At 68.8% G+C, this 22,543-nt stretch carries 19 protein-coding genes and 1 pseudogene; 10 read left to right on the top strand and 10 right to left on the bottom strand.

Going from position 1 to position 22,543, the window contains the following annotated elements; genetic code table 11:
• The first annotated feature begins 164 nt into the window (after positions 1-164).
• The 4 genes from ACFYO0_RS32710 to ACFYO0_RS32695 all read left to right on the top strand — a co-directional run bounded on the left by ACFYO0_RS32710 (position 165) and on the right by ACFYO0_RS32695 (position 5,112).
• Positions 165-3,431 (top strand): nitrate- and nitrite sensing domain-containing protein, encoded by a 3,267-nt coding sequence (locus tag ACFYO0_RS32710; RefSeq protein ID WP_388683365.1) that lies wholly within the window; start codon positions 165-167, stop codon positions 3,429-3,431.
• 10 nt (positions 3,432-3,441) lie between these two features.
• A complete protein-coding gene (locus tag ACFYO0_RS32705; protein WP_033321188.1) occupies positions 3,442-3,855 on the top strand; it encodes a roadblock/LC7 domain-containing protein in 414 nt (137 codons plus the stop codon).
• A 95-nt stretch (positions 3,856-3,950) separates the two neighbouring features.
• A complete protein-coding gene (locus ACFYO0_RS32700; RefSeq protein WP_388683363.1) occupies positions 3,951-4,550 on the top strand; it encodes a DUF742 domain-containing protein in 600 nt (199 codons plus the stop codon).
• On the top strand, positions 4,531-5,112 hold the full coding sequence (locus ACFYO0_RS32695; RefSeq protein WP_031224757.1) for an ATP/GTP-binding protein: 582 nt from the start codon (positions 4,531-4,533) through the stop codon (positions 5,110-5,112). The genes ACFYO0_RS32700 and ACFYO0_RS32695 overlap by 20 nt, the downstream gene beginning before the upstream one ends.
• 210 nt (positions 5,113-5,322) lie before the next feature.
• On the opposite strand, the gene ACFYO0_RS32690 is transcribed toward ACFYO0_RS32695, so the two are convergent.
• The 7 genes from ACFYO0_RS32690 to ACFYO0_RS32660 all read right to left on the bottom strand — a co-directional run bounded on the left by ACFYO0_RS32690 (position 5,323) and on the right by ACFYO0_RS32660 (position 14,806).
• Complete coding sequence (locus ACFYO0_RS32690; RefSeq protein WP_344392590.1) at positions 5,323-5,511, bottom strand: acyl-CoA carboxylase subunit epsilon; 189 nt, start codon at positions 5,509-5,511, stop codon at positions 5,323-5,325.
• Positions 5,512-5,557: 46 nt separating this feature from the next.
• A complete protein-coding gene (locus ACFYO0_RS32685) occupies positions 5,558-7,162 on the bottom strand; it encodes an acyl-CoA carboxylase subunit beta (RefSeq protein ID WP_388683360.1) in 1,605 nt (534 codons plus the stop codon).
• Between the two features lie 155 nt (positions 7,163-7,317).
• Positions 7,318-8,577, bottom strand: coding sequence for an ABC transporter substrate-binding protein (locus tag ACFYO0_RS32680; RefSeq protein ID WP_388683358.1), 1,260 nt, complete (start codon positions 8,575-8,577; stop codon positions 7,318-7,320).
• Entirely contained in the window at positions 8,574-9,653 is a 1,080-nt protein-coding gene (locus tag ACFYO0_RS32675; protein ID WP_388683355.1) for a hypothetical protein, read from the bottom strand. The genes ACFYO0_RS32680 and ACFYO0_RS32675 overlap by 4 nt, the downstream gene beginning before the upstream one ends.
• Positions 9,650-11,059, bottom strand: coding sequence for a hypothetical protein (locus ACFYO0_RS32670; RefSeq protein WP_388683353.1), 1,410 nt, complete (start codon positions 11,057-11,059; stop codon positions 9,650-9,652). The genes ACFYO0_RS32675 and ACFYO0_RS32670 overlap by 4 nt, the downstream gene beginning before the upstream one ends.
• 85 nt (positions 11,060-11,144) lie before the next feature.
• Complete coding sequence (locus tag ACFYO0_RS32665; protein ID WP_388683351.1) at positions 11,145-13,451, bottom strand: tetratricopeptide repeat protein; 2,307 nt, start codon at positions 13,449-13,451, stop codon at positions 11,145-11,147.
• Complete coding sequence (locus ACFYO0_RS32660) at positions 13,448-14,806, bottom strand: serine protease (RefSeq protein WP_388683348.1); 1,359 nt, start codon at positions 14,804-14,806, stop codon at positions 13,448-13,450. The genes ACFYO0_RS32665 and ACFYO0_RS32660 overlap by 4 nt, the downstream gene beginning before the upstream one ends.
• 282 nt (positions 14,807-15,088) lie before the next feature.
• Here ACFYO0_RS32660 and ACFYO0_RS32655 point away from each other — a divergent pair, with 282 nt between their 5' ends.
• Positions 15,089-15,694 carry a YceI family protein gene (locus tag ACFYO0_RS32655; protein ID WP_386356746.1) on the top strand — a complete coding sequence of 202 codons (606 nt, stop codon included), beginning with the start codon at positions 15,089-15,091 and terminating at the stop codon, positions 15,692-15,694.
• Between the two features lie 185 nt (positions 15,695-15,879).
• On the top strand, positions 15,880-16,515 hold the full coding sequence (locus ACFYO0_RS32650; RefSeq protein ID WP_388683346.1) for a hypothetical protein: 636 nt from the start codon (positions 15,880-15,882) through the stop codon (positions 16,513-16,515).
• Here ACFYO0_RS32650 and ACFYO0_RS32645 read toward each other — a convergent pair.
• Positions 16,487-17,125, bottom strand: a complete 639-nt coding sequence (locus ACFYO0_RS32645) for a YdeI family protein (RefSeq protein ID WP_388683343.1) — start codon at positions 17,123-17,125, stop codon at positions 16,487-16,489. The two genes, ACFYO0_RS32650 and ACFYO0_RS32645, sit on opposite strands and share 29 nt — an antisense overlap.
• 97 nt (positions 17,126-17,222) lie before the next feature.
• Positions 17,223-17,444, bottom strand: a complete 222-nt coding sequence (locus ACFYO0_RS32640) for a hypothetical protein (RefSeq protein WP_388683341.1) — start codon at positions 17,442-17,444, stop codon at positions 17,223-17,225.
• A gap of 49 nt (positions 17,445-17,493) precedes the next feature.
• Between ACFYO0_RS32640 and ACFYO0_RS32635 the strand changes: the two are divergent.
• The 4 genes and pseudogenes from ACFYO0_RS32635 to ACFYO0_RS32620 form a co-directional block, all read left to right on the top strand.
• A pseudogene (locus ACFYO0_RS32635) lies at positions 17,494-18,099 on the top strand (MFS transporter); the annotation flags it as partial.
• 145 nt (positions 18,100-18,244) lie between these two features.
• Positions 18,245-18,739 (top strand): N-acetyltransferase, encoded by a 495-nt coding sequence (locus ACFYO0_RS32630; protein ID WP_388683338.1) that lies wholly within the window; start codon positions 18,245-18,247, stop codon positions 18,737-18,739.
• A 328-nt stretch (positions 18,740-19,067) separates the two neighbouring features.
• Entirely contained in the window at positions 19,068-19,919 is an 852-nt protein-coding gene (locus ACFYO0_RS32625) for an alpha/beta hydrolase (RefSeq protein ID WP_388683336.1), read from the top strand.
• 279 nt (positions 19,920-20,198) lie between these two features.
• Complete coding sequence (locus tag ACFYO0_RS32620; protein ID WP_388683334.1) at positions 20,199-20,981, top strand: S1 family peptidase; 783 nt, start codon at positions 20,199-20,201, stop codon at positions 20,979-20,981.
• A gap of 133 nt (positions 20,982-21,114) precedes the next feature.
• Here ACFYO0_RS32620 and ACFYO0_RS32615 read toward each other — a convergent pair whose 3' ends face one another.
• Positions 21,115-22,446, bottom strand: a complete 1,332-nt coding sequence (locus ACFYO0_RS32615; RefSeq protein ID WP_388683332.1) for a hypothetical protein — start codon at positions 22,444-22,446, stop codon at positions 21,115-21,117.
• Between the last annotated feature and the right edge of the window lie 97 nt (positions 22,447-22,543).

Here is a 22,543-nt window from a genome sequence, read left to right as displayed (position 1 = left end):
TATGACCGTTTTATCTGGGGCTTACGCAGCCCGGAATCCTCGGTTCCGAGTGTTTGGACGAGCACAGCCTGACGTGCTGGAATGCCTGAACTGCCCGGTAGCCCAGGGCTGGGAAGACACACGCGGCACAACGTTGGTGCCGACGCCGAGAGGTTGTTGGTCGAGTGAGGCGAAGCAAGAACGGTCCCGAGCCGTCGGCGCGGGGCAACTTCACCCCGCCGCCGCGAGGAGCGGCACCCGCACCCGCGCCCCGGAAGGCGGAGCCGACGGCCCCACCCGCGTCCAGCGGCAGCCGGCTGTCTCCGCGTAACTGGCGCGTACCGACCAGACTGAATGCCATCCTGCTCATACCCGTGCTGGTAGGCCTCGTCATGGGCGGCTTCAACGTCAAGAGCTCGATCGACACCTGGAACGAAGCTCAGGACGCCGAGAAGATCGCGCAGATCGTGGCCTCCGCCTCGGAGTACGCCGCGGCCCTGCTGAACGAGCGCGACCTCTCCGCGGAGCCACGCCTCAAGGAGAACCCGTCCGCCAAGGACGAGAAGGTCGTCGAAGACGTCCGCGCCACCACCGACGAGAAGGCCGAAGCCTTCCACAAGTCCGTCGAGGGCATGCCCTCCGGATACGGCCTGGAGCGCCGCCTCCGCCTCGTGGAGGGGGCCGAGCCGAAACTCGCGGACCTGCGCAAGAACGCGTACAAGACGTCGCAGGAACCGGTGAAGACCGAAGAGGACTACGTCGACATCGAGCACTATCTGCTCGAGTTCACGAACGAGCTGGGTCTCGGCACCGGCAACATCACCAGCTACGGCCGCACCGTGTACGCCGTCGCGCTGGCCAAGGGCGCCGCCTCGCTGCAGCGCTCGATCGGTATGCATCTGCTCGTCAGGCCCAGCGAGGACGAGGCCACGTACAACCGGCAGCGTGTCGCGTTCACCTCCTACGCCTACCTGGAGGGCATCGCCGTCCAGGAGTACATCTCCGGCGGTACGGCGCAGGACGCCGAGAAGCTCCGTGCGGTCATGGCGCAGAAGACCGAGGAGGGCAAGCAGCAGGTCGCCGAGGCCAAGCGCCAGGCCGAGGCCGCGGGCCGCGAGTTCGTGGCCCCGCCCGCGCTGGACAAGATGGTCCAGGGAGTCGCCGCCGGGCGCCCCGACGAACTGGTCACGCAAGGCATCACCCCGGCGACCTGGATGGGCGCGGCCACCGCCAAGTTCGACGGCTACGACCAGATCGAGGCCGACCTCATCGACAGGGCCGTCGCCGACGCGGACCAGATCGCCTCCGACGCCCAGCGCGACGCCATCATCAACGGTGCGATCGTCATCATCGCCCTGCTCGCCGCGTTCATCATCGCCTCGCTCATGGCCCGCCAGATGAGCCGCTCGATGCGCCAGCTGCGCAACGCGGCCTTCGGCGTCGCCGAGCAGCGCCTGCCGATGCTGGTCGACCAGCTCTCGCGCACCGACCCCGGCCGGGTCGACACCCGGGTCGCACCCATCCCGATCACCTCCACGGACGAGATCGGCGAGGTCGCCCGCGCCTTCGACCAGGTGCACCGCGAGGCGGTCCGGCTCGCCGCCGAGCAGGCCCTGCTGCGGGGCAACATCAACGCGATCTTCACCAATCTCTCGCGCCGCAACCAGTCGCTGATCGAGGGCCAGCTGACCCTGATCACCGACCTGGAGAACAACGAGGCCGACCCGGACCAGCTGGAGAACCTCTTCAAGCTGGACCACCTGGCGACCCGTATGCGCCGCAACGGCGAGAACCTCCTGGTCCTCGCCGGCGAGGAGCCCGGCCGTCGCTGGGACCAGCCGGTCCCGCTGGTCGACGTGCTGCGCGCGGCCTCCTCCGAGGTGGAGCAGTACGAGCGCATCGAGCTCTCCGGCGTCCCGGAGGCCGAGATCCACGGCCGCGCCGTGACCGACCTCGTGCACCTGCTCGCCGAGCTCCTGGAGAACGCCACCACGTTCTCCTCCCCGCAGACCAAGGTCCGCGTCACCGCGACCCGTCTCCCCGACGGCCGCGTGATGATCGAGATCCACGACAAGGGCATCGGCCTCACCGCCGAGGACTTCGCGGACATCAACCACAAGCTGGCCAACCCGCCGACCGTGGACGCCGCGATCTCGCAGCGCATGGGCCTGTTCGTGGTCGGCCGGCTGTCCGACCGGCACGGCATCCGGGTCCAGCTGCGCCCCTCCGGCGAGCAGGCCGGTACGACCTCGCTCGTCATGCTGCCCGACGCGATCACCCATGGTGGCGGTGGCGATCAGAACCTCCAGGGCGACGAGTTCACCGTCTCGCAGATCATCCCGGAGCAGCAGTCCTTCCCGGGCGAGAACTTCCAGGGTCCGCCCCTGCGCACGGCCGCCGAGCTGGGCTTCGACGACAGCCGCTATGACAACGTCCCGGACGACATACGCGAGCTGGACCCCGTCGGCCGTTCACTGATGCGTGAGGAGCGCCGAGCGGCCCTGGAGGCCCAGTCGCAGCAGCCGGAGCTCGAGGCCGGGTCCTTCCGCGAGGACTACGACCGGCAGCAGCCCGGATACGACGACGGCAGGTCCGGCTACGACAGCAACCAGTCCGGCTACGAAACCGAGCAGCCCGCCTACGACGACGGCAGGCCCGCATACGACGGCGCACCGTCCGCCTACAGCGAGCAGCCCGCGTACGACCAGCAGACGGCGTACGAGGAGCAGCAGCGGCCGACGTACGACGAGACGTACTTCCCGTCGAACCCGTCGAACGGCGGCTACCCGGAACCCTCCTATGCGGAGCCGGTCCAGGAGGAGCAGCCGCAGGCCCACGGATCCCCGCAGGACAGGTTCTCGGCGTTCGAAGGTCAGTCCTACCAGGACGACTGGCCTCAGCAGGACGAATACGGGAACGGGTATCGATCCGAGTACGCTCCGGAAACGGAATCCGCGCAGGCCGCTGACGTGGCCGAGCAGGACCGCGTAGGCTTCGATCGTCCGGGACCGGCCCCCTCCGCCGCGCACGAGCTGACCGACGCCGGGCTTCCGCGCCGCGGTGCCCCCGCAAACGGCGCGAGCAGTCGGCAGCCCGTGAGCCAGGAAGCGCCGGCCACCTCGGACAGCAACGGCAACGGCAACGGCAGCAACGGCAGCGGCGACTGGCGGTCGGCCAACGACCAGCGGTGGCAGCGCGCCGAACAGCTGAAGAAGCCCAAGGCGGGCGGGGTCACCTCCTCCGGCCTGCCGCGGCGGGTACCCAAGGCCAACCTGGTCGAGGGCACCGCCGAATCCACGCACCAGGGCGGCCCCCAGGTCTCCCGCGCCCCCGAGGATGTCCGGGGCAGGCTGAGCAACCTGCGCCGGGGCGTCCAGCGGGGACGTAACGCAGGTAGTGAAACGAACGGCCAGGGCTTCGGTCCTGACAGCACCTACAACCAGGAGCGTTAGTGTGAGCCCGATGAGCCAGGCGGCGCAGAACCTGAACTGGTTGATCACCAACTTCGTGGACAACACCCCCGGGGTGTCTCACACGGTGGTGGTCTCCGCCGACGGACTCCTTCTGGCGATGTCCGAAGGCTTTCCGCGCGACCGCGCCGACCAGCTGGCGGCCGTCGCGTCGGGTCTTACCTCGCTGACCGCGGGCGCGTCCCGCATCTTCGAGGGTGGCAGTGTGAACCAGACGGTTGTGGAGATGGAGCGAGGATTCCTCTTCATCATGTCCATTTCCGATGGTTCTTCGCTCGCGGTCCTTGCACATCCGGAAGCGGACATCGGTCTCGTTGGGTACGAGATGGCCCTTCTGGTGGACCGTGCCGGTACGGTTCTGACGCCTGATCTGCGTGCTGAGCTCCAGGGCAGCCTTCTCAACTAGCAGACAAGCGATACATTTTGGCGTCCCGTGGCCGTAAGGTTTCGGACACGGCTATCCAGAGTGATGGGTGCCCGGCACAGTCGGAGGAGGAGAAAGTGGCAACACCCCCAGGCGGTTCGTCTTCGGGCAACTGGTCTTACGGCCCTGGCCAGGGCCAGGACCAGGGTGCCGGTTCGCAGAACCCGAACCGGTACAACTTCCCCTCCGGCCCGAGCCACCGGCAGCGCCAGCCGTACGCGCCCCAGAGCCCCCAGGGCCCTGGTCCCTCGCCGTACGACCAGCCGTCGGCCCCGCGCATCCAGCCCGTGCAGCCGCATCGCCGCTCCCCTGAGCCGTCCCCTGCCGGCGGGGCGTCAAACCCTCTGGTGCGCCCGTACGCCATGACGGGCGGCCGCACCAGGCCGCGGTACCAGCTCGCCATCGAGGCGCTGGTGCACACCACCGCGCAGCCGCACCAGATGCAGGGCCAGCTGCCCGAGCATCAGCGGATCTGCAACCTCTGCCGGGAGATCAAGTCGGTGGCCGAGGTCTCGGCCCTGCTCACCATCCCTCTCGGCGTGGCCAGGATTCTCGTCGCCGACTTGGCGGAGGCGGGCCTGGTCGCCATCCATCAGCCCGGCGGCGACGAGAACGCCGGCGGCCAGCCAGACGTGACACTGCTCGAAAGGGTGCTCAGTGGACTTCGCAAGCTCTAGCGGCGGTCCTTCCCGCTCAACCACCTCGGCGAAGATCGTGGTGGCGGGTGGCTTCGGCGTGGGCAAGACCACGTTCGTCGGGGCCGTCTCGGAGATCAACCCGCTGCGTACCGAGGCCGTCATGACGTCCGCGTCCGCGGGCATCGACGACCTCACCCACACCGGAGACAAGACGACGACCACCGTCGCCATGGACTTCGGCCGTATCACCCTGGACCAGGACCTGATCCTGTACCTGTTCGGTACGCCCGGCCAGGACCGCTTCTGGTTCATGTGGGACGACCTGGTACGCGGCGCCATCGGCGCGGTCGTCCTGGTCGACACCCGGCGTCTCGCCGACTGCTTCCCGGCCGTCGACTACTTCGAGAACAGCGGACTGCCGTTCGTCATCGCCCTCAACGGCTTCGACGGCAACCAGCCGTACAACCCGGACGAGGTCCGCGAGGCCCTGCAGATCGGCCCGGACACCCCGATCATCACGACGGACGCGCGGCATCGGGCCGATGCGAAGTCGACCCTCATCACTCTGGTTGAGCACGCACTGATGGCGCGCTTGCGCTAGCGCTGGCCGCGCGGTGCACGAAGGGGGCGCCCTCTCCGTTTGGAGAGGGCGCCCCCTTTTTTTCGCTTTAGCGCGGCTACCGGGCTGCCCCTACGGGTAGTTGGCCGCCCGCAGGCCGTATGTGGCTGGTCGCGCCCACGCGGCAGAGCCGCATATTGATACAGCCCCGCGCCCCTGAGAGGCCTGCGGCCTCCTTCGGGGCCGCGGGTCTCAGCGCCAGCTGTGCGGGGCTCGGAAGCCCGGCTCGCGCTCAAGGCGGCGCCAGCCGGCCTTGGTGCGGCCGCGGTGAGCCGTGGTCGTGGGAGCGGCGGCGGCGCGGGCCAGGAGGATGGCCGTGATGGCGGCGACTTCCTCGGGCTCGGCGTGGCCCTTCTCGACGCGAATGTCAGGGGTGCTCATGGGCGTAAGTCTCCGTGAGTGAGGTTTCCGCAGGGGGACCGCGGCGTTACTGCGGCGGGTTGCCGTGCTTGCGGGACGGCAGATCGGCGTGCTTCGTGCGGAGCATCGCCAGCGAGCGGATCAGCACTTCGCGGGTCTCGGTGGGGTCGATCACGTCGTCCACCAGACCGCGCTCGGCCGCGTAGTACGGGTGCATCAGCTCGGCCTTGTACTCCTTGACCATGCGGGCTCGCATGGCCTCGGGGTCGGCGGCCTCGGCGATCTGCCGGCGGAAGATCACATTGGCGGCACCTTCGGCTCCCATCACTGCGATCTCGTTGGTCGGCCAGGCGTATGTGAGGTCGGCACCGATGGACTGGCTGTCCATCACGATGTAGGCGCCTCCGTACGCCTTACGGAGGATCAGCGAGATCCGGGGCACGGTCGCGTTGCAGTACGCGTACAGCAGCTTCGCTCCGTGGCGGATGATCCCACCGTGCTCCTGGTCGACCCCGGGCAGAAAGCCGGGGACGTCCAGAAGAGTGACGATCGGGATGTTGAACGCGTCGCACATCTGCACAAAGCGCGCGGCCTTCTCGCTGGCCTCGATGTCCAGGACACCGGCCAGGGACTGCGGTTGGTTGGCGACGATGCCGACCACCTGGCCGTTGAAGCGGGCCAGGGCGCAGATGATGTTGCGGGCCCAGCGCTCGTGGACCTCCAGGTAGTCGCCGTCGTCGACGAGTTCCTCGATGACCTTGGTCATGTCGTACGGCCGGTTGCCGTCCGCGGGCACCAGGTCCAACAGGACCTCGGAGCGGCGGTCGGCGGGGTCCTCGGAGTCCGCGTGGGGCGGGTTCTCGCGGTTGTTGGACGGCAGCATCGACAGGAGGTAGCGGACTTCGGCGAGGCAGGTCTCCTCGTCGTCGTACGCGAAGTGCGCGACACCGGAGGTCTCGGCGTGCACGTCCGCGCCGCCGAGGCCGTTCTGAGTGATCTCCTCGCCGGTGACCGCCTTGACGACGTCCGGCCCGGTGATGAACATCTGCGAGGTGTCGCGGACCATGAACACGAAGTCCGTGAGCGCCGGGCTGTAGGCGGCGCCGCCCGCGCACGGACCGAGCATCACGCTGATCTGCGGGATGACGCCGGACGCCTTGGTGTTGCGCTGGAAGATGCCGCCGTAGCCGGCGAGAGCGCTGACACCTTCCTGAATACGGGCTCCCGCGCCGTCGTTCAGCGACACGAGGGGCGCCCCGGCGGCGATGGCCATGTCCATGATCTTGTGGATCTTCGTGGCGTGGGCCTCGCCCAGCGCACCGCCGAAGATCCGGAAGTCATGGGCGTACACGAAGACCGTACGTCCCTCGACCGTGCCCCAGCCGGTGATCACACCGTCCGTGTAGGGCTTCTTGGCCTCCAGGCCGAAGCCCGTGGCCCGGTGCCGACGCAGCTGCTCGACCTCGTTGAACGAGCCCTCGTCCAGCAGGAGCTCGATGCGCTCCCGGGAGGTCAGCTTGCCCTTGGCGTGCTGTGCCTCGGTCGCCTTGTCGCTGGGTCCGCGCAGGGCCTCCGCACGGATCGCGTGCAGTTCGGCCACGCGCCCGCGGGCGTCGGTGGGTTCTCCTGCGGCTTCTGGGGCGGAGGATCCGGCATCGTCCAAAACGGTCATGTAGCGACCTTACGAAGTCCACCTACGAAAGCGGGCCGTCGACTCCTCACAGTCTCCGAGTCGTTTTCCTGGTACCCCTGAACAGAACCCGGGAGGCATGCGGGTCAACCACCAGCTCAGGGGCGGTCTGGCTTGTCGGGGTTCTACAAAGGGGGCTACTGTGGCGTGCTGCACACGTCGGTGCGGGCGAACCGGTTCTCGGGTTGATGCTTCTGCACCAGCTGGACGTCGTCCAGGATGCCCTTGATACTCTCCGGCCCCTTGCCCTGGCTGTAGCGGGTGAGGGTCAGCAGAGTCGCCTCGTGGAACGCGTCGCGTACCGCGGGGGGCATCACGTCCGAGGCGTCCAGGCAGCGAGGGGTTTCTGGGGAGGTGAGCCGTTTGGTGATCGCGCGCGCGACATCACCCTTCCTGGGGCGGACCTTGTTGTTGGCGGAGAATACTCCGGCGTCGTCGGCCCAGGTTTGCTGGTGCTCTTTGGAAGCGAGCTCGCTCAGCAGTTCCTTGGCCTGAGTGCTGCCGCTGAAGAGGGCGGCGAAGTCTCCGGTCACCTCGTGGGCCTGCACGTCGTAAGGGCCGCGGGGCAACAGGTCGGCCGAGTCCGTGAAGGTGGCCTCCTCAGCCCTGCCTTTGTAGAAGAAGGGCGCGAAGGAGCCCTGGTGCTCCAGCGTGCATCCCTCCTGGCTGAACAGGAGTCCATTACTGCGATCGGGACCCCGATGGTCGGCGATCAGGGCCCGCCTTGCCAACCCCTTGTCGCCTTGGGTGAGCAGGTCGCCCCAGGCATACCAGGCCTCCATGACCGGCTTCGAAGTCCATTTCAGTTTGCCTCGCACCCACTGCTCGTACACCTTGGGTCCGGAGCGCTGTAGCACCAGGTCCTCGATCCAGTCGCTGCCGGGCCAGCCCGAGGGACCGTCGTCGCCCATGCCCATGCACCAACTGGTCGGCGGCGCGGGTGATTTGGGCGGTTCGGTGTCCTTCCCGTGCCAGACGATGCTCTTCAGGTCGGCCCTCAGCGGCACCCAGTACACCTCTTCCGCGCCTTTGCCGGAGGGCTGCCAGGGCGGGCCGTACTCGCTTTTGTTGTAGACGTCGCTTGTCAGCACCGTGAGGCGCCTCTGGTTGGCGTAATCGGCGAGTTCACCGAGTCCGGGCATGATCACGATGTCCGGGGGCTCGCCCGCCTGCACCTGGGAGAGCAGCACCTCACGTTGCGCGGCTGTGCCCTGGTACTCGTACGGGATGCCGATGTCCTCCAGTTGCTTCCTGAACTCCACTTCCTGGGAGCCGGTCCACGTGCCGAGGATGGTGACCTTCTCCTCGCTTTCCGCCTGGCCCGGCACGGCAAGTTCGCAACCCGATGCTGTGAAGAGCAGGGCGCAGACGAGGAGTACGGTGCGGAGCCTGGTCAACGGGCCCTCCAGTAGTCGGCGTTGAGCCTGCGTCCGATGCCGGTGGCGGGCAGGAGGACGACCAGGATGCCGCCGCCCAGCGCGCCGTAGTACACCGAGTTCTGCCACTCGCGTGCGCTGAGTTCCTTGCGTACTTCCTGAGACTTTTTGGAGACGTCGTTCTGGTCGCGGTCGAGCTTCGCGCGCGCGTCGGTGTTGTCCACGTTCGTTTCGGGCTTGGTCTGCTTCGCGATGGTTGTGATCGCGGTGAGCTTGTCTCGGGCGTTGTCCAGGTGCCGCTGGGTGACGGTTGTGGCGAGGAGTGGGACCACGGTGAGGGCGACGGTGAGTACGAGGGCGCTGAGCAGCCATGGGTTGTAGTCACGGCCGCAGCGGTCGCGCAGTACCCACAGCGCGGACAGCAGCGTCACAACGAGGACAAGCAGGGCGAGTTCGGCGACGACCCAGCCGGTGTATCCGAGTGCTCCCATCGTGGCGAGCCCCTCCGCGCGATCCATCTGCCGGTTCTGCAGCTTGTCCAGGCGCGGCAGCAGGCCCACCTCTGAGCGGTTGAGCAGCGAGCCCGCCTCGCTGAACTTCTGGTCCTGTATGGGCGTGTCGTCGTAATAGAAGAGGGCGCCGTTCGTGATGGAGGTGCCGTACGAGTCGAGCAGGCCGTTGATCGTGCCGAGATCGTCACTGGTCCTCTCGGCGAGCCGGGACAGGCTCTGGTCTGCCGCCGAGAGCTGCGACTGATAGCTTTCCTCCGCTCCCGGCACCCCGTTGAGCTTCTCCCGAACCCAGTTGGCCTCCCAGTCGGCGCGCAGCAGCGCGAGCCGGGTCGCGGCCACGTCCTGCACGGCGGGGGCCGCCTGTGACCGCAGGCCGTCTGCGCTCAGCACCACCTCGCGGTACGAGACGAGGAGCGCGCTGACCGCGACGACCGCTGCGAGGGCCATCGCCAGGAGGTGGAACTCCAGGAGCCTGCGGGTCCGGTAGCGGCTGAGTCGTCTGCGGTACGCGGCTGACGGCCCCGTTCCTGTGCGAGGGCGGGCGCCGGCCGGTGCGGCGGGACGCTTCGTCGCCTGGTCGCTCACAGCAGTTGCCCTCCGCACTTGATGCAGTAGCGGGCCTCACGGCCCGCGCGGTGCTGACAGTCCCTGCAGCGCGGGCCGCTGCCCGTCCTGGCCGGGGCCTGGATCAGCGGTCCGCCGGGCCGCGATCCGGCCCACAGGATCTTCTGGCCGAGCGTTTCGGTGTTCACCGTGGCGTGCAGCCGGACCCGGCCCGCCTCGGCGTCGATGAGGTCCGCGAACACACGTATGTTCTCCAGCACATGCTCGACGCCGAGCCGCGTGGCAATGCGCGCGGCCTCGCCCAAGTGCCGCTCGGCGATCTCGCGTTGCAGCGGATCGAGGGCGCGAAGGCCGGTGCGCAGAGCGAGGTGCATGGCAGTGACGTCTTGCATGCTGCGGACGCTTGCGCCTCCTGCCGGGTCCACGACGCAGGGCTTTCGCTCGTCGGCGCGATGCCAGCGGGCTATCACGGGCACGGACTGATCGCCGATGCTGACCACGGCGAACTGAAGGTCGGTCTCCAGCGGGTCGCCCTCGGCGTCGACGGCCAGGGTGAGCAGGTAGTCGCGGACACCGGACTCCCACTGGTACGTCGGGAACTGCCAGCGGTGCGGGCGTCCCGGCTCTCCCGGCTCGAACAGACCGCCGAGCCGGTGCGGCCGTGGCGCCTTCTCACCGAGGGCGACCTGGCGGACGGCGAGCCGGGCCGACACCTCGATGGGCAGCTCGGGGCTGTGCACCCGGCGCAGCCGCCGGATCGCCCCCGTGATCGCGTTGCCGAGCCGTTCCTCCACGAACTCGGCGGTGCCGTGCAGGCGTTCGGCGATGGTCAGGAGCGGTTCGGGCTCCCAGTCCGTGCCGATGGCCAGCACATCGCAGGTGAACTGCCCGGCGCAGGCGTCGAGTTCCTCCTCCAGGCGGGTTTCGCCGGGGCCGCTGCTGCCGTCGGTGATCAACAGCAGATGACGTACGGACAAGGGGCGGGCGGCGAGCAGGGCCCGTACCCGGGCCATCCAAACGGCGTACCCGGCCGGGCGCGAGCCGTCCCGGTGCAGGGCGAGGGCTTGGGCCGCGAAGGCGGCGCGGCGCTTGTCGTGCGTGTCGGCTATGGCCCACTCCTCGCCGCCGACCGGGTAGCACAGTTCCGGCTCGGGGCCGGAGCCGAGTACGGCGTAGGAGATGCCGTCCGGCAGGGCGCGCAGTGCCGCTGGCAGGGCGTGCCGCACGGTGTGGCGGCGCGGCTCGGCGACGTCGAGGGCGATGATCACGGCCAGTTCGACGGCCGGGAGTTCGGCGGGGACGCCGGTGTCGGCGATCTCGACTCGCAAGTGGGCTTCGAGCTGTGCGCCGCGGTGCGGCGGCAGATCGCGTTCGTGATCGACGGAGAGCCGAATGTCCAGATGTGGCGGCCGGGTGGGGCTGCTCATGAATCCTCCAGCGCTCCTTCGGCTTGGTGCGCTCGTGTGTGCTTCGGTGTGGCTGTCGCTGTGCCTGTGCGGGGTCGGGCCGGGGTCAGACGAGGGTCTGCGGTCGTATCGCGTGGGACAGGTCGACCAAGTGCTCGTGTGCGGCGGCCGAGTCCTGGTGGCGTACGGCCAACTGCCGGTAGTGCTGTTCGAGTTGTTCGCGTACGTCGCGCTCCGCGGCCGGCAGCGGGCGGCGCGGCCCGAGGCGGTCGCCGCGTGCGTACAGCGCGTCGAGCTTCCACTCGTACAGCTCGGTACGCAGCCGCAAGGCCTCGTCCTCGGAGAGCCGCAGCTCGGAGGCGCCCGGTGCCTGCTCGCCGGCGCGCCGCAGCTCGTCGAGGCCGGCGTCCACGTCGGCGGGGGCGGGCAGCGGACGTGACCCGGCGGGCAGCCGTGCGGCCCGGACGCGCAGGGCGGCGATGGCGGCCACGGTGTGGTCGAGCGAGCCGACGGGGACCCGGCCGAGCACGTCCAGGGCGGCCGCGCGGTCACCGGTGCGCAGCGCAATCCTGGCCAGGCCCAGGGCGGCGCCGCCGTGCGAGCGGTTTCGGGCGAGCACCGATTCGTACAGCTGCCGGGCGGTCGGCTCCCCGCCCCCGCCCACTCCGGCTCCGGCTCGCGCGGCCTCGCTGAGCATTTCCAGGCAGTAGGCGAGCGCCAGTTTCGGCGCGTACTCGCCGGGCAGGTCGAAGCGGACCTGGGTGAAGTGCTCCTGGGCCTCGGCGACTTGGCGCGGATCGTTGTGGAGGTCGGCGCGGCGCAGCGCGATCAGGCCGCGGTACCACTGGAGCCGCCAGTCACGTACGGCCCGGGGTCCGGGGATGGAGTCGGCGGTGTCGAGCTCCTCCTGCGCTCGCTCCAGGTCGTCCCTGCGGTACCGGCCCAGGAGGACCCGTACGTTGTGCAAGCAGATCTCCACCGAGGTGGGTCGCTCGGTGTCCTGGCTCAGAAGTTTGCCGGGGTCGTAGCCACTGCTTATCTCGAACTGGCTGGTCTGCGGATCGCCCGGATAGCGCCGCGGCACCGGCAGATACCGGGCGATCTCGGTGGGCGTGGGCGCGCCGAGGTCCAGGGCGGGCGCGGTGGGCGGGCTGTGCCGGTCGCGGCGCGGACGGAACCGCCAGTGGTCGATCCCGGGCACAGTGCCGAGCCGCGCGCCGAGCAGTTGGGCGGAGGGCCGGAAGTACGCGGAGGGCTCGGGCGGGTCGGTCTTGCCGCGCAGGGCGCGGATCTCCCGCAGTGCGCCGCGCAGTTGGCCGGCCATCTCCTGGGCGTCGGCAAAGCGGCGGCCGGGATCCTTACGGGTGGTGCGCTCGACGACCCAGTGGAAGGAGGCGGTGCCGAGCCCCGGTACGTCGTCGCCGACGGCATAAGTGGCCAGTTCGCGCAGGGTGACGCCGACGGTGTGCAGATCGTGGGCGACGGTGAGGGTGGCGGTGTTCTCCGACTCGGGCGCCATGTAGCCGGGGGTGACGTGGGCGGGCGGCTCGCTCTGGCCCTGCTCGCGCATCCCTCCGAGGTCGATGACCTTGACGCCGTCCTTGTGGTGCACGACGTTCGACGGCTTCATGTCCCCGTACACGAACTGCTTCTCGCCCCCGGCGTGCAGATCACCGAGGGCTTCGAGGATCTGACAGCCGTACGCAGCGACATCCTCGATGTCGAGCACGTACTCCCCTCGCCGGGTCTCCTCCATGACCGCTTGGAGGGTGCGGTCGCCTACGTCGTCCATGACGATGTAGCCGCCGGTGACCTTGCCGGACTTGTCGCGGTGGCTGACGAAGTCGCGGATCTGGACGATGCGGGGGTGGCGGATGGCGACGAGATTGCGGCGCTCCACGTCCGCGTGCTTGGCGCCGTCCTGCTCGTACCGGTTGAGCAGGCCCTTGACGGCGACGATGTCGCGGAGGTTGGTGTCGCGGGCGAGATAGACCCAGCCCTGGCCGCCGTGCGCGATGGGCCCGATGATCTCGTACTTGTCGCCCAGCACAGCGCCTCGAGTCAGTTCGGGCCGGTACGAGTAGCGCTCACCGCAGGCCGGGCAGTAGCCCTCTATCGGCACCGGGCCCTCGGTGAAGGGCGGGGCGAAGGTGATGCCGCAGTCCGCCGAGGAGCAGGTCATCCGGATACGCAGCGGGGCCTCGCCGCTGATCAGGCGCTCCTCGGGTGCCCGCGGCTCGTGTTCGGGCAGGGCCAGCAGCTCCCGGGGGCCGAACTCCAAGGTTGTCTCGGGGAGTTGGGGCAGGCCCGGGTCGTTCTTCTCGGCGCGACCGCACTCGGCGCAGTAACCCGTGGGCAGGACGGCGCCGCCGCACGGGGCGCCGGTGAAGCGGCGGTGCAGGCAGGAGGTCATGCCGGCCCTCCGTGGGAGCGGAGGTCCGCGGGCACATAGGCGCGGATGTCCGCACGCAGGCTCTTGATCAGCTTGCGCAGCCGCTTCAGCCGCTCCTGCGGATCGCTGATGCCGTCGATCGCGCGACGTTCGGCGCGGCGCAGATCGGCCACCAAGGACTCCGAGCCCAGCGAGCCGCTGCTGACCACGCCCTCCTTGACCGCGCGGTTGACCTCGAAGGTGTTCAGACGGGTGAGCAGCAGGTCTGCGTGGTCCTCGAGTGCCGGCGTCAGCAGTATGTCGCGGGCCGCCGTCCAGCCGGTGCCGCCCTCGGTACGGAAGACGATCAGCAGCCTGAAGCCCACCCTGCGCAACCTGTCCAGGAGTTCTATCAACGGCCGGGGGTCGGGCTCCTGGTCCAGGCCGTCGACGGCGACCGTGACGGGGTGACGGGGATCGCGCAGGGTCGGCGGGTCCGACCGGTGCCTGGTGCCGAGCAGCCAGTCCCAGTACGCCAGGTACTGCCGTCCGGGCGTGTGCGCGACGTAACCCATGGCATGGTCTGCCAGTCCGGGTCTGCTGGAGCGACCGCCCTGGTAGCGCAGCCCGGCCCGGTTCAGCAAGAACTGCAGCGAGCGGTCCTTGCCGCTGTCCGGAGGTACGACGGTGATCTTCACCGGATCCTCGCCGGGGTCCTCGAACCAGGTGAGCAGCCGGTCCTCGAAGCCGTGGTCCCAGGCATCCGGACCGATCAACTCCTTGACCGTGGACGACAGTTCGGCGATGCGCTCGACGGGGATCAGATACGAGAAGGCCAGCCGGTTGTCGTCGGGCAGCGGCATTCCCATATCGCCACGCCAGCTGACGATCAGCCCGATCACCCGGGCCGAGATCCGCTCGTCCGGCCTGGTGCACACGGCGGCGCCGCTGAAGCCCCGGCGGACGACCCCCCTGCGGTGGACGGCGTCCACCTGCACCCACTCGCCGCTCACGCCGCCGATCGTGCCGTGCAGGGACATCCCGTCCTCGAATCCCTTCGCGTACCCCGTGGCGTACACCTGGAGACCGGCCCACATCCGGGACTCCAGCGTGGCGGGGCGCGCCTGCGGGCGCGGGCTCTCCAGCCGGAGTAACGCGATGTCCTCGCCCCGGCCGTCGGGACCGGGCAGCCAGCCGCCCTCGGCGACACGTGCCGCCACCGGTTCGATCTCCCGGCTCTCGGCGAATTCCACCCACATCACGTCGCCCGGGTCGCGCACCACGTGCGCACACGTCATCGCGGTGTCCGGGGCGATCAGCACACCCGCACCGCACACCGGCCCGTTCGCATCCCCGCGCCGCAGCCTCAACCGCCAATCCGCCCGTAGCTCCCCCATGCCGCATCAGCGTACGCGCGTCACATGGCCTCTCCCTAGACTCGTGACCAGGATCGATCGGCCGATGAGCGGAAGGGGGACGGGGTATGGCGCAGGCGAGCCTGGACCCGGCCGGTTCTGCCGGGCTCCGCCGACGGTTTCGGTGTGCCTCGTGAGCACGACCCGTAAGAACGACCCCGTACGAATATCCGCATGAGACCCGGAATAGTTCTATGGTGGACTTCGTTGAACGTTGAACCAGCCTCGGTGCAGAGCCGAGGCTCGTCCCCCAAGGAGCCAGTCATGGGCCTCTTCAGCAGCAAGAACACCAGCGACACCGCCACCGCCGCTGCCCCCGCCGCCGATCTGTCCGCCCTCACCGGCGACTACACCATCGACGCGTCGCACACCACCATCGGCTTTGTCGCCCGGCACGCCATGGTCACCAACGTCAAGGGCAGCTTCAACGACTTCTCCGGCAGCCTGCACCTGGACGGCAGCGACCCGTCCCGCTCGACCGCGACCATCGACGTCAAGATGGACAGCATCGAGACCGGCAACGCCGACCGTGACGGCCACCTCAAGAGCGCCGACTTCTTCAAGACGGACGAGTTCCCGACGATGACGTTCCGTTCCACCAAGGCGGAGTCCCTCGGTGGCGACGACTACCGCATCACCGGCGACCTCTCCATCCTCGGCACCACCAAGCAGCTCTCCATCGACCTGGAGTTCAACGGCGCCGCGAAGGACCCCTTCGGCAACGAGCGCGTCGGCTTCGAGGGCAAGGCGGAGATCCTGCGCTCGGAGTGGGGCCTCACGTGGAACGCGGCGCTGGAGACGGGCGGCGTCCTCATCTCCGACAAGATCAAGCTGAACTTCGACATCTCGGCGATCAAGAACGCCGCCTGATCCTGCGGGGTCGGTCTCTCTGCACGTTCTGTCACGTCCCGCCTCTCCGGGGCGGGCGGAACTCCTGCGACCATTTCGTGTGCGTAATGTGCAACAGCCGTACCCAGTACGGCTGTTGACGCACGATGAACCTTCCTGGCGACCCGGCATGGGGAGTCAGGGAAGTCCAGTTCCAGGAGCCGCAGTTGAGCACGAAGACGGGACCGCAGCGCTACCCCGGTGCGAGCCGGACGCATTGGTACCAGGACGAGTACGGCGGCGACGCGATGGAGGTCAACGCCGTCGTCCTGCACACCACGGAGGGCCGCACCCTGCCGGACTACGGCGGCGGGGCCTCGGCCCCGAACCTCACGGCGGTGCCGGACCTGGCCGCCGAGAAGCTGCGCTGGTACCAGCACTTCGACATCGAGACCTCGTCCCGTGCCCTGGTCAACGAGTCGGGCGGCGTGGAGACGAACGCGCTCAACGTCTGCCAGATCGAACTGGTCGGCACCTGCGACCCGAGCACCCACGCCAAGTGGGAAGAGGCAGGCCAGTCCCACATCTACTGGCCGAAGGCACCCGACTGGGCCCTGCGCGGAGTCGCCCGCTTCCTGGCCTGGATGCACAGCGAGCACGACGTACCGCTGTCCGGCCCGAAGGCGTGGCCCGCCTACCCGAAGTCGTACGGAAACGACGAGGGACAGCGGATGAGCGGTGCGGAGTGGAACGACTTCAACGGGGTGTGCGGGCATATGCATGTCCCCGAGAACCTGCACGGGGATCCTGGAGCGATCGACTTCTCGCGGCTCATCAAGTACGCGGAGGAGGGGCTGGACTAGGTCCGGCCGCCTGGGACGTGGGACTGGGGCTGCCGGCCTGGGACGGGGGTCCCCCCAGCTCGGCGATCGCCTTCTCCAGCCGAGCGGCCCTGACCTCCGGAGTCCTCGCCTTCATCAGCCCCAGCATGACCAAATACTGCCCGGTCCTGCCGAGCCGCGCGAAGGCCTCCTTCGCAGGGGGATCACGTTCCAGCGCGGCGGCGAGATCGTCCGGAACCGTGGCGCTCCGCTGCGACTCGTACGCAGCCGCCCAACGCCCGTCCGCCTTGGCCGCCGTCACCTCCGCGAGCCCACGGGGCCGCATACGCCCGGCCCTCGTGAGGGCCTCGACCTTGCGCACGTTCACCTTGGACCACTCGCTGCGCGCCCGGCGCGGGGTGTACTTCTGCAGAAAGTACGTCTCGTCGCAGCGCCTGCGCTGACCATCGATCCACCCATGGCAGAGGGCCACGTCGAGGGCCTCCGCCACGGTGACGGTGGTCCGGCCGGAGCCCTTCTTGGCGATCTTCAGCCAGATCCCGCGCTCAGAACCGGCATGAGCACTGAGCCAGGCGTCCAACTGTTCCGCGCCATCGAAAACCTTGATCTCCAGGCCGTCGAGAATGTCCATGAGAGGCACCGTAGGGCGGGTATAGGATGGTTTCTGTCCTACAGATGCAACGTCGGTTACTACTTCCCTCCGTACAAGCGCCGCAGATGCACCAGGATCACGTCCCCTTGGTCTCGGCGGCTCGCAGGTCATCCGTGAATCCCGCACCGCTGTAACAGATGAGCCTCACGGCTGACGTGTCGACCCCACGCCCCGCGAGCAGGGACTCGACGTGACGCAAGCGGTCGAGGTGTCCGGCGCCCATGACCTGATCCCACTTGGCCTCACCGAGCGAGAGAAGGACTCCGTTGTCCTGCCCCACGGCGCCGCGTACCACCACGTCGATCTCGTGACTCGCCTGCGCCGCCGGATCGGGGACCGTGCCGTGGGCGTTGCGAGGGCCGCGGCTTCAACTGGCCCTGCTCCTGGGTGCGTTGGTGAACGGGGAGACCTTCTGCACGTTCACCTATCTCGCGCCGGTGGTCACCTCGGTCACCGGGCTCGGGGCCGCATGGGTGCCCGTTGTGTTGGCGCTGTTCGGGCTGGGGTCGTTTGTGGGGGAGTGCGTCGGGGGACGGATCGCTGATGCCCGGCCCGCACCGCTCCTCGTGGTCGGTGGGTCGGCGCTCCTGGTCGGATGGGGCGTCTTCGCCCCGACGGCGGGGGATCCGGTGGCCGCGGTCGCGCTCGCCTTCGTTCGGGGCGCGCTCTCGTTCGCCGTCGGATCCACGCTGATCTCCCAGGCCCTGTACGCGGCGGCCGACGCCCCGACCCTGGCGGGCGGCTTCGCCACGGCGGCGTTCAATGTCGGCGCCGCGGTGGGCCCGTGGGTCGGTGGGGTCGTGATCGGCGCAGGGCTCGGATATCGCTCACCGTTGTGGGTGAGTGCCGTGCTTGTGGCTCTCGCACTCACCATGAGAGTGGCCGGGCGGCTGCGGCTCACGCGGCAGAGGTCACGTCCACGGACGGTTCCTGTTGGCGAATCCGGCCGGTGACACGGGATCCAGGCGTACCCTCCGCGCAAGCGTGAACACTTTCCGAAAGTGTTCACGCTTGCGCAACTGGTGCCCCGGCAGAGGGGATTGGCCAGCAGCGTCTTAACCCGGTGCGCGACAAGTCGTTCGCCCGTACGCTTCCGCCATGACCTGGCTGCCCTCGGACTTCGTCCATCCCCTACGTGTCGAGTTGCCCGGCGGGCAGTACCTCCGGCCGATCAGCGGAGCTGACGCTCCGATCGACTATCCCGCTGTGATGGGGTCGCGGGAACGGTTGTGGAGCATCTTCGGGGAGGCCTGGGGGTGGCCTGCGGAGACCATCACCTATGAGGCGAACAAGGCGGATCTTGAGCGGCACGCGGCTGAGATCGCTGCTCATGAGTCGTTCAATTACGTGCTGTTCGACGCGGCGGGCACCACCGAGTACGGGTGTGTCTACATCGATCCGCCGGAGAAGGCGGGCGCCGATGCCGAGGTCTCGTGGTGGGTGGTGGACGACGTCGTCGGGACTGAACTGGAGCGGGAGCTCGACGCGTTCGTGCCTCGCTGGATCGGGGAGGCGTGGCCCTTCGAGCGGCCGCGGTTCATCGGCCGGGATCTGTCGTGGAAGGAGTGGCTGGCTCTGCCGGATGCCGGCTGAAGCGGGTCGCTTGTGCGGGAGCCTTCTTCCGGTGACAACAGGGTCTGTCCGTCGAGGTCGCGGACGGGGCGAAGGCCCCAAGCGGAAGGGCTCATACGGGTAGTGCCGATGATCTTCCGCTGGGTAGTGTGATCCGCCGGACCAAACAGCTGTCCGCACGCTGCCTGAAGGCTCCGCGCTTCACCGGCTGGCGCTCACCACGCACCAGACGTCGCTGCGGCGGGGACGGTGTGCCGCAGGACGAAGGCGCGTTCCTCGGCCGCGAGGTTACTCGTGGCGATGGGGCTGACGATGCGCGTGCCGCCGACGCCAGAGAGTGAGCAGAAAGATGCAACCGACGTTCGTACTGGTCCACGGAGCCTTCGCGAACTCCTTCTCCTTGGCACCGCTCCAGGCCGAACTCGGCCTCCTGGGACACCGTTCGGTCGCCGTCGACCTTCCCGGCCACGGCTTCGGGGCGACCTTCCCCCGCGCCTATCAGGCGCCCCAGGATCTGGACGCGCTCGCCACCGCGCCCGGTTCGATCAAGGGTGTCACGCTCGCCGACAACGCTGCGCACCTGATCGGGATCCTGGAACGGGCCAAGCGGAATGGCCCCGTGATCCTTGTCGCCCATAGCCGGGGCGGTGCCACGGCCACGGCCGCGGCCAACGCGCGGCCGGACCTGATCGACCGCATCGTCTATGTCGCGGCCTGGTGCCCGGTCGCTCTCGATGTCGGCGACTACTACGCCGAGCCGGAGATGACCACGGTCGACGCCGCCTCCCTGGTTTCGGCGATGGCGGGGAACCCGGCCGAACTCGGCCTGCTCCGCGTCAACTTCCGCACCGCGGATCCGGACGCCCTCGCGGCGCTCAAGGCGGCCTTCCTCGCCGACGGCACCGACGAGGAGTTCCTGACCTTCCTGAACACCTTCCAGCCCGACGAGAACCTGGACGTCGGCACCTCCACCGACCGGGCGCAGGCAGCGACGTGGGGGCGCGTCCCGAAGACCTTCGTCCGCCTGGCCGACGACGCGAGCATGCCGCTCGCCATGCAGGACCGGCTGATCCGCGAGGGCAATGAGCTGACGCCGGACAATCCGTACGACGTCCGCACTCTTGAGGGCAGTCACCTGAAGTGGTTGGTCACCCCGGCTCCGGCAGCCCGAGTCCTGGGTGAACTTGCCACGCTGAACTGAACTTTTTCGGCTTTCAGCAGCGGACAGTGCCGGTGTCGGAGCCTTCGACCCGACGGAGCCGCAAATCCACGTGCCCCGGGCGGGGGCGCCCCCGCCCGGGAATCGGACACGGATGGCCGGAATTCGTGCCTTGTGGCGGCGCGTGCCGCGTTCTCATAATCCTCCAACAGAAAACACCAGCTCATGCCGCTGAAGGTGCGATCTTCTGTTACCTCTTTGGCATGCTCCTGACATAAATCAACCAACATCAATGCCCAACCCCCCACGGAAGGCATCACGTTGAAGAAGCTCCTCAAGGCGTTCAAGAGATGCGCCGTCCTCGGCGCCGCCGCCCTCGCGATCGTCAGCCTTCAGCCCGTCAGCGCTACGGCCGCCACTCCGCCCGTCGTGGGCGGAACCCGCGCCGCGCAGGGTGAGTTCCCGTTCATGGTGCGGCTCTCCATGGGCTGTGGAGGTGCGCTCTACACCCAGCAGATCGTCCTCACCGCCGCGCACTGCGTGAGCCGCTCGGGCAACAACACCAGCATCACGGCCACCGCCGGCGTCGTGGACCTGCAGAGCTCGAGCGGCCGTGTCCAGGTGCGCTCCACCAAGGTCCTCCAGGCCCCGGGCTACAACGGCACCGGCAAGGACTGGGCGCTCATCAAGCTCGCCCAGCCCATCAACCTGCCGACGCTGAAGATCGCCACCAACAGCCAGTACAACACCGGTGACTTCACCGTCGCCGGCTGGGGTGCGGCCACCGAGGGCGGGGCCCAGCAGCGCTACATGCTCAAGGCGACCGTGCCGTTCATCGACGACGCCACGTGTGAGGGCTACGGCGGTTTCTACAGTGACCTCGTGGCGGGCGAAGAGATCTGCGCCGGCTTCGAGCAGGGCGGCGTCGACACCTGCCAGGGTGACTCCGGCGGGCCGATGTTCCGCAAGGACAACGCCGGTGAATGGATCCAGGTCGGCATAGTCAGCTGGGGCGACGGCTGCGCTCGACCGGACGCTCCGGGCGTCTACACGGAGGTCTCCACGTTCGCCTCGGCGATCGCTTCGGCGGCGGCTTCTCTCTGACGTAGGCCTGGTACGACGCCTCGTACCGACGCACAGCTTCGTACGAACGTACGCGGGTCCGGCGCCCTTTGCGCCGGACCCGTTCCCCTTGCCCTTGCCCTTGCCCTTGCCCTTTACGGGATTACGGGATGCCTCAGAAACCGCCTCCGAAGTCGCCCCCACCGAAGCCACCGTCGCCGAAACCCCCTCCGAAGTCACCGGAGGAGAAGTCCGCGCCGGAGACATCGCCGCCCTCGTAGCCGCCGCCTCCGAAGTCGCCGTAGCCGGAGCCGTAGGTGGCCGCGTACGAGGGGCTGGCCATCATCGAGCCGAGCAACGTGCCGATGAGGAGACCGGGAAGGATGCCGCCGCCGAAGTAGCCGCCGGCCCAGGGGCCGTAGGCCGGGCCCGCCTCCCAGTAGGGACGGCGGCCGGTGTCGGTGTCGACCTCCCGGGCGGCGGGGTCGAGGCCGTCGGCCAGGCGGGTGCGGTCGGCGGCGCAGACCGGCACCTCGCGGGGTGTGCCGCCGTCGGGTGTCCAGGTCGTGTCGGCGACCGACGGGCCGTGTCGCGGGTCGAAGAAGCAGGGGGCACGGCGCGCGGGCGGCGGACGGCCCTCGCGACGCGCGGCGAGCACGGCGAGTGAGAAGCGGCCGTCCTCCAGCGCCTGGGTGACCGCGCGTACCTCCTCGGGACGCTGCGCCGCGGCCATGAACGACTTCGCCTGTTCGTACGCGTCGAGGGCGCGCTCGTAGTCGGCGCGCATCGCGTCGTCCGCGCCCTTCTCGGCGGGGTGGAAGTCGAGCCGGTCGAGCTCCTCACCGAACGCTGTGATGTCCTCGTCGACGACCACGCGGAGCTTCTCGAGCGCCGCCTGCCGCTCCTCTTCCTTCATACGGCGGTTGCGGCGTACGAGCGTGTAGGCACCCGCGCCACCGGCCGCGAGCACCGCACCGGCACCGATCAGCGCGCCGGTCGGGACGTCGTCGCCACCGTTGGTCCAGCTGCTGGGGGCGGAGCCACCGACGTTCATGAGGGCGCGGTCCGTGAAGTCGTCGAGCTGGTTCTTGGTGCCGTCCTCGTCCTCGACGCTGTTGACGAGGTTCTCCACGCCGTTCGGCGGCAGGACGGCCGCGTCGGCCTTCGCGTCGAACTCGTCACCGAGCCGGATCGCGTACAGGCCGGTGACCCCGGTCGCCGTGCGCAGATTCTGGAACAGGTCCTGCTTCGGGAAGTCGGCGGGAAGTACCGCGACGAAGACCGGCTTGTCGGCGTCCTCGATCTTGTCGGCCAGGGCCTCGGCGTCGGCCTTCGGCAGTTGCCCGGACATGGACGGGTCGACGTACACGGGGCTCTCCTGCAGGGCCTCCGCGACCGTCGAGACATCTGTTGCGGCATGGGCGCGCGTGGCCCCGACGGAGAGCACCGCCAAGGCCGCGAACGCGATCACCAGTATGGTCAGTCCACGGTTCAGTGCGGCCTTCATACCATCGAATTTACTCCTGCACGGCACAAAGTGGGGTGGACGGTGCACTCCGGGAGCAGCACCGTCCACCTTGCCCCTCTTTGCCCCCTTGCTCCCT

The sequence above is a fragment of the Streptomyces sp. NPDC006365 genome, from assembly GCF_042870755.1.
GTDB classification, from domain to species: Bacteria; Actinomycetota; Actinomycetes; order Streptomycetales; family Streptomycetaceae; genus Streptomyces; species Streptomyces xiangluensis.
This window is presented reverse-complemented; position numbering and strand designations above follow the sequence as displayed.

What these genes read in the sequence shown, in the direction of transcription:
- ACFYO0_RS32705 (WP_033321188.1), top strand. Translation starts at nt 3,442, where the DNA reads ATGAGCCAGGCGGCGCAGAACCTGAACTGGTTGATCACCAACTTCGTG.
- ACFYO0_RS32690 (WP_344392590.1), bottom strand. Translation starts at nt 5,511, where the DNA reads ATGAGCACCCCTGACATTCGCGTCGAGAAGGGCCACGCCGAGCCCGAG.
- ACFYO0_RS32685 (WP_388683360.1), bottom strand. Translation starts at nt 7,162, where the DNA reads ATGACCGTTTTGGACGATGCCGGATCCTCCGCCCCAGAAGCCGCAGGA.
- ACFYO0_RS32670 (WP_388683353.1), bottom strand. Translation starts at nt 11,059, where the DNA reads ATGAGCAGCCCCACCCGGCCGCCACATCTGGACATTCGGCTCTCCGTC.
- ACFYO0_RS32665 (WP_388683351.1), bottom strand. Translation starts at nt 13,451, where the DNA reads ATGACCTCCTGCCTGCACCGCCGCTTCACCGGCGCCCCGTGCGGCGGC.
- ACFYO0_RS32660 (WP_388683348.1), bottom strand. Translation starts at nt 14,806, where the DNA reads ATGGGGGAGCTACGGGCGGATTGGCGGTTGAGGCTGCGGCGCGGGGAT.
- ACFYO0_RS32655 (WP_386356746.1), top strand. Translation starts at nt 15,089, where the DNA reads ATGGGCCTCTTCAGCAGCAAGAACACCAGCGACACCGCCACCGCCGCT.
- ACFYO0_RS32645 (WP_388683343.1), bottom strand. Translation starts at nt 17,125, where the DNA reads ATGGACATTCTCGACGGCCTGGAGATCAAGGTTTTCGATGGCGCGGAA.
- ACFYO0_RS32630 (WP_388683338.1), top strand. Translation starts at nt 18,245, where the DNA reads ATGACCTGGCTGCCCTCGGACTTCGTCCATCCCCTACGTGTCGAGTTG.
- ACFYO0_RS32625 (WP_388683336.1), top strand. Translation starts at nt 19,068, where the DNA reads ATGCAACCGACGTTCGTACTGGTCCACGGAGCCTTCGCGAACTCCTTC.
- ACFYO0_RS32615 (WP_388683332.1), bottom strand. Translation starts at nt 22,446, where the DNA reads ATGAAGGCCGCACTGAACCGTGGACTGACCATACTGGTGATCGCGTTC.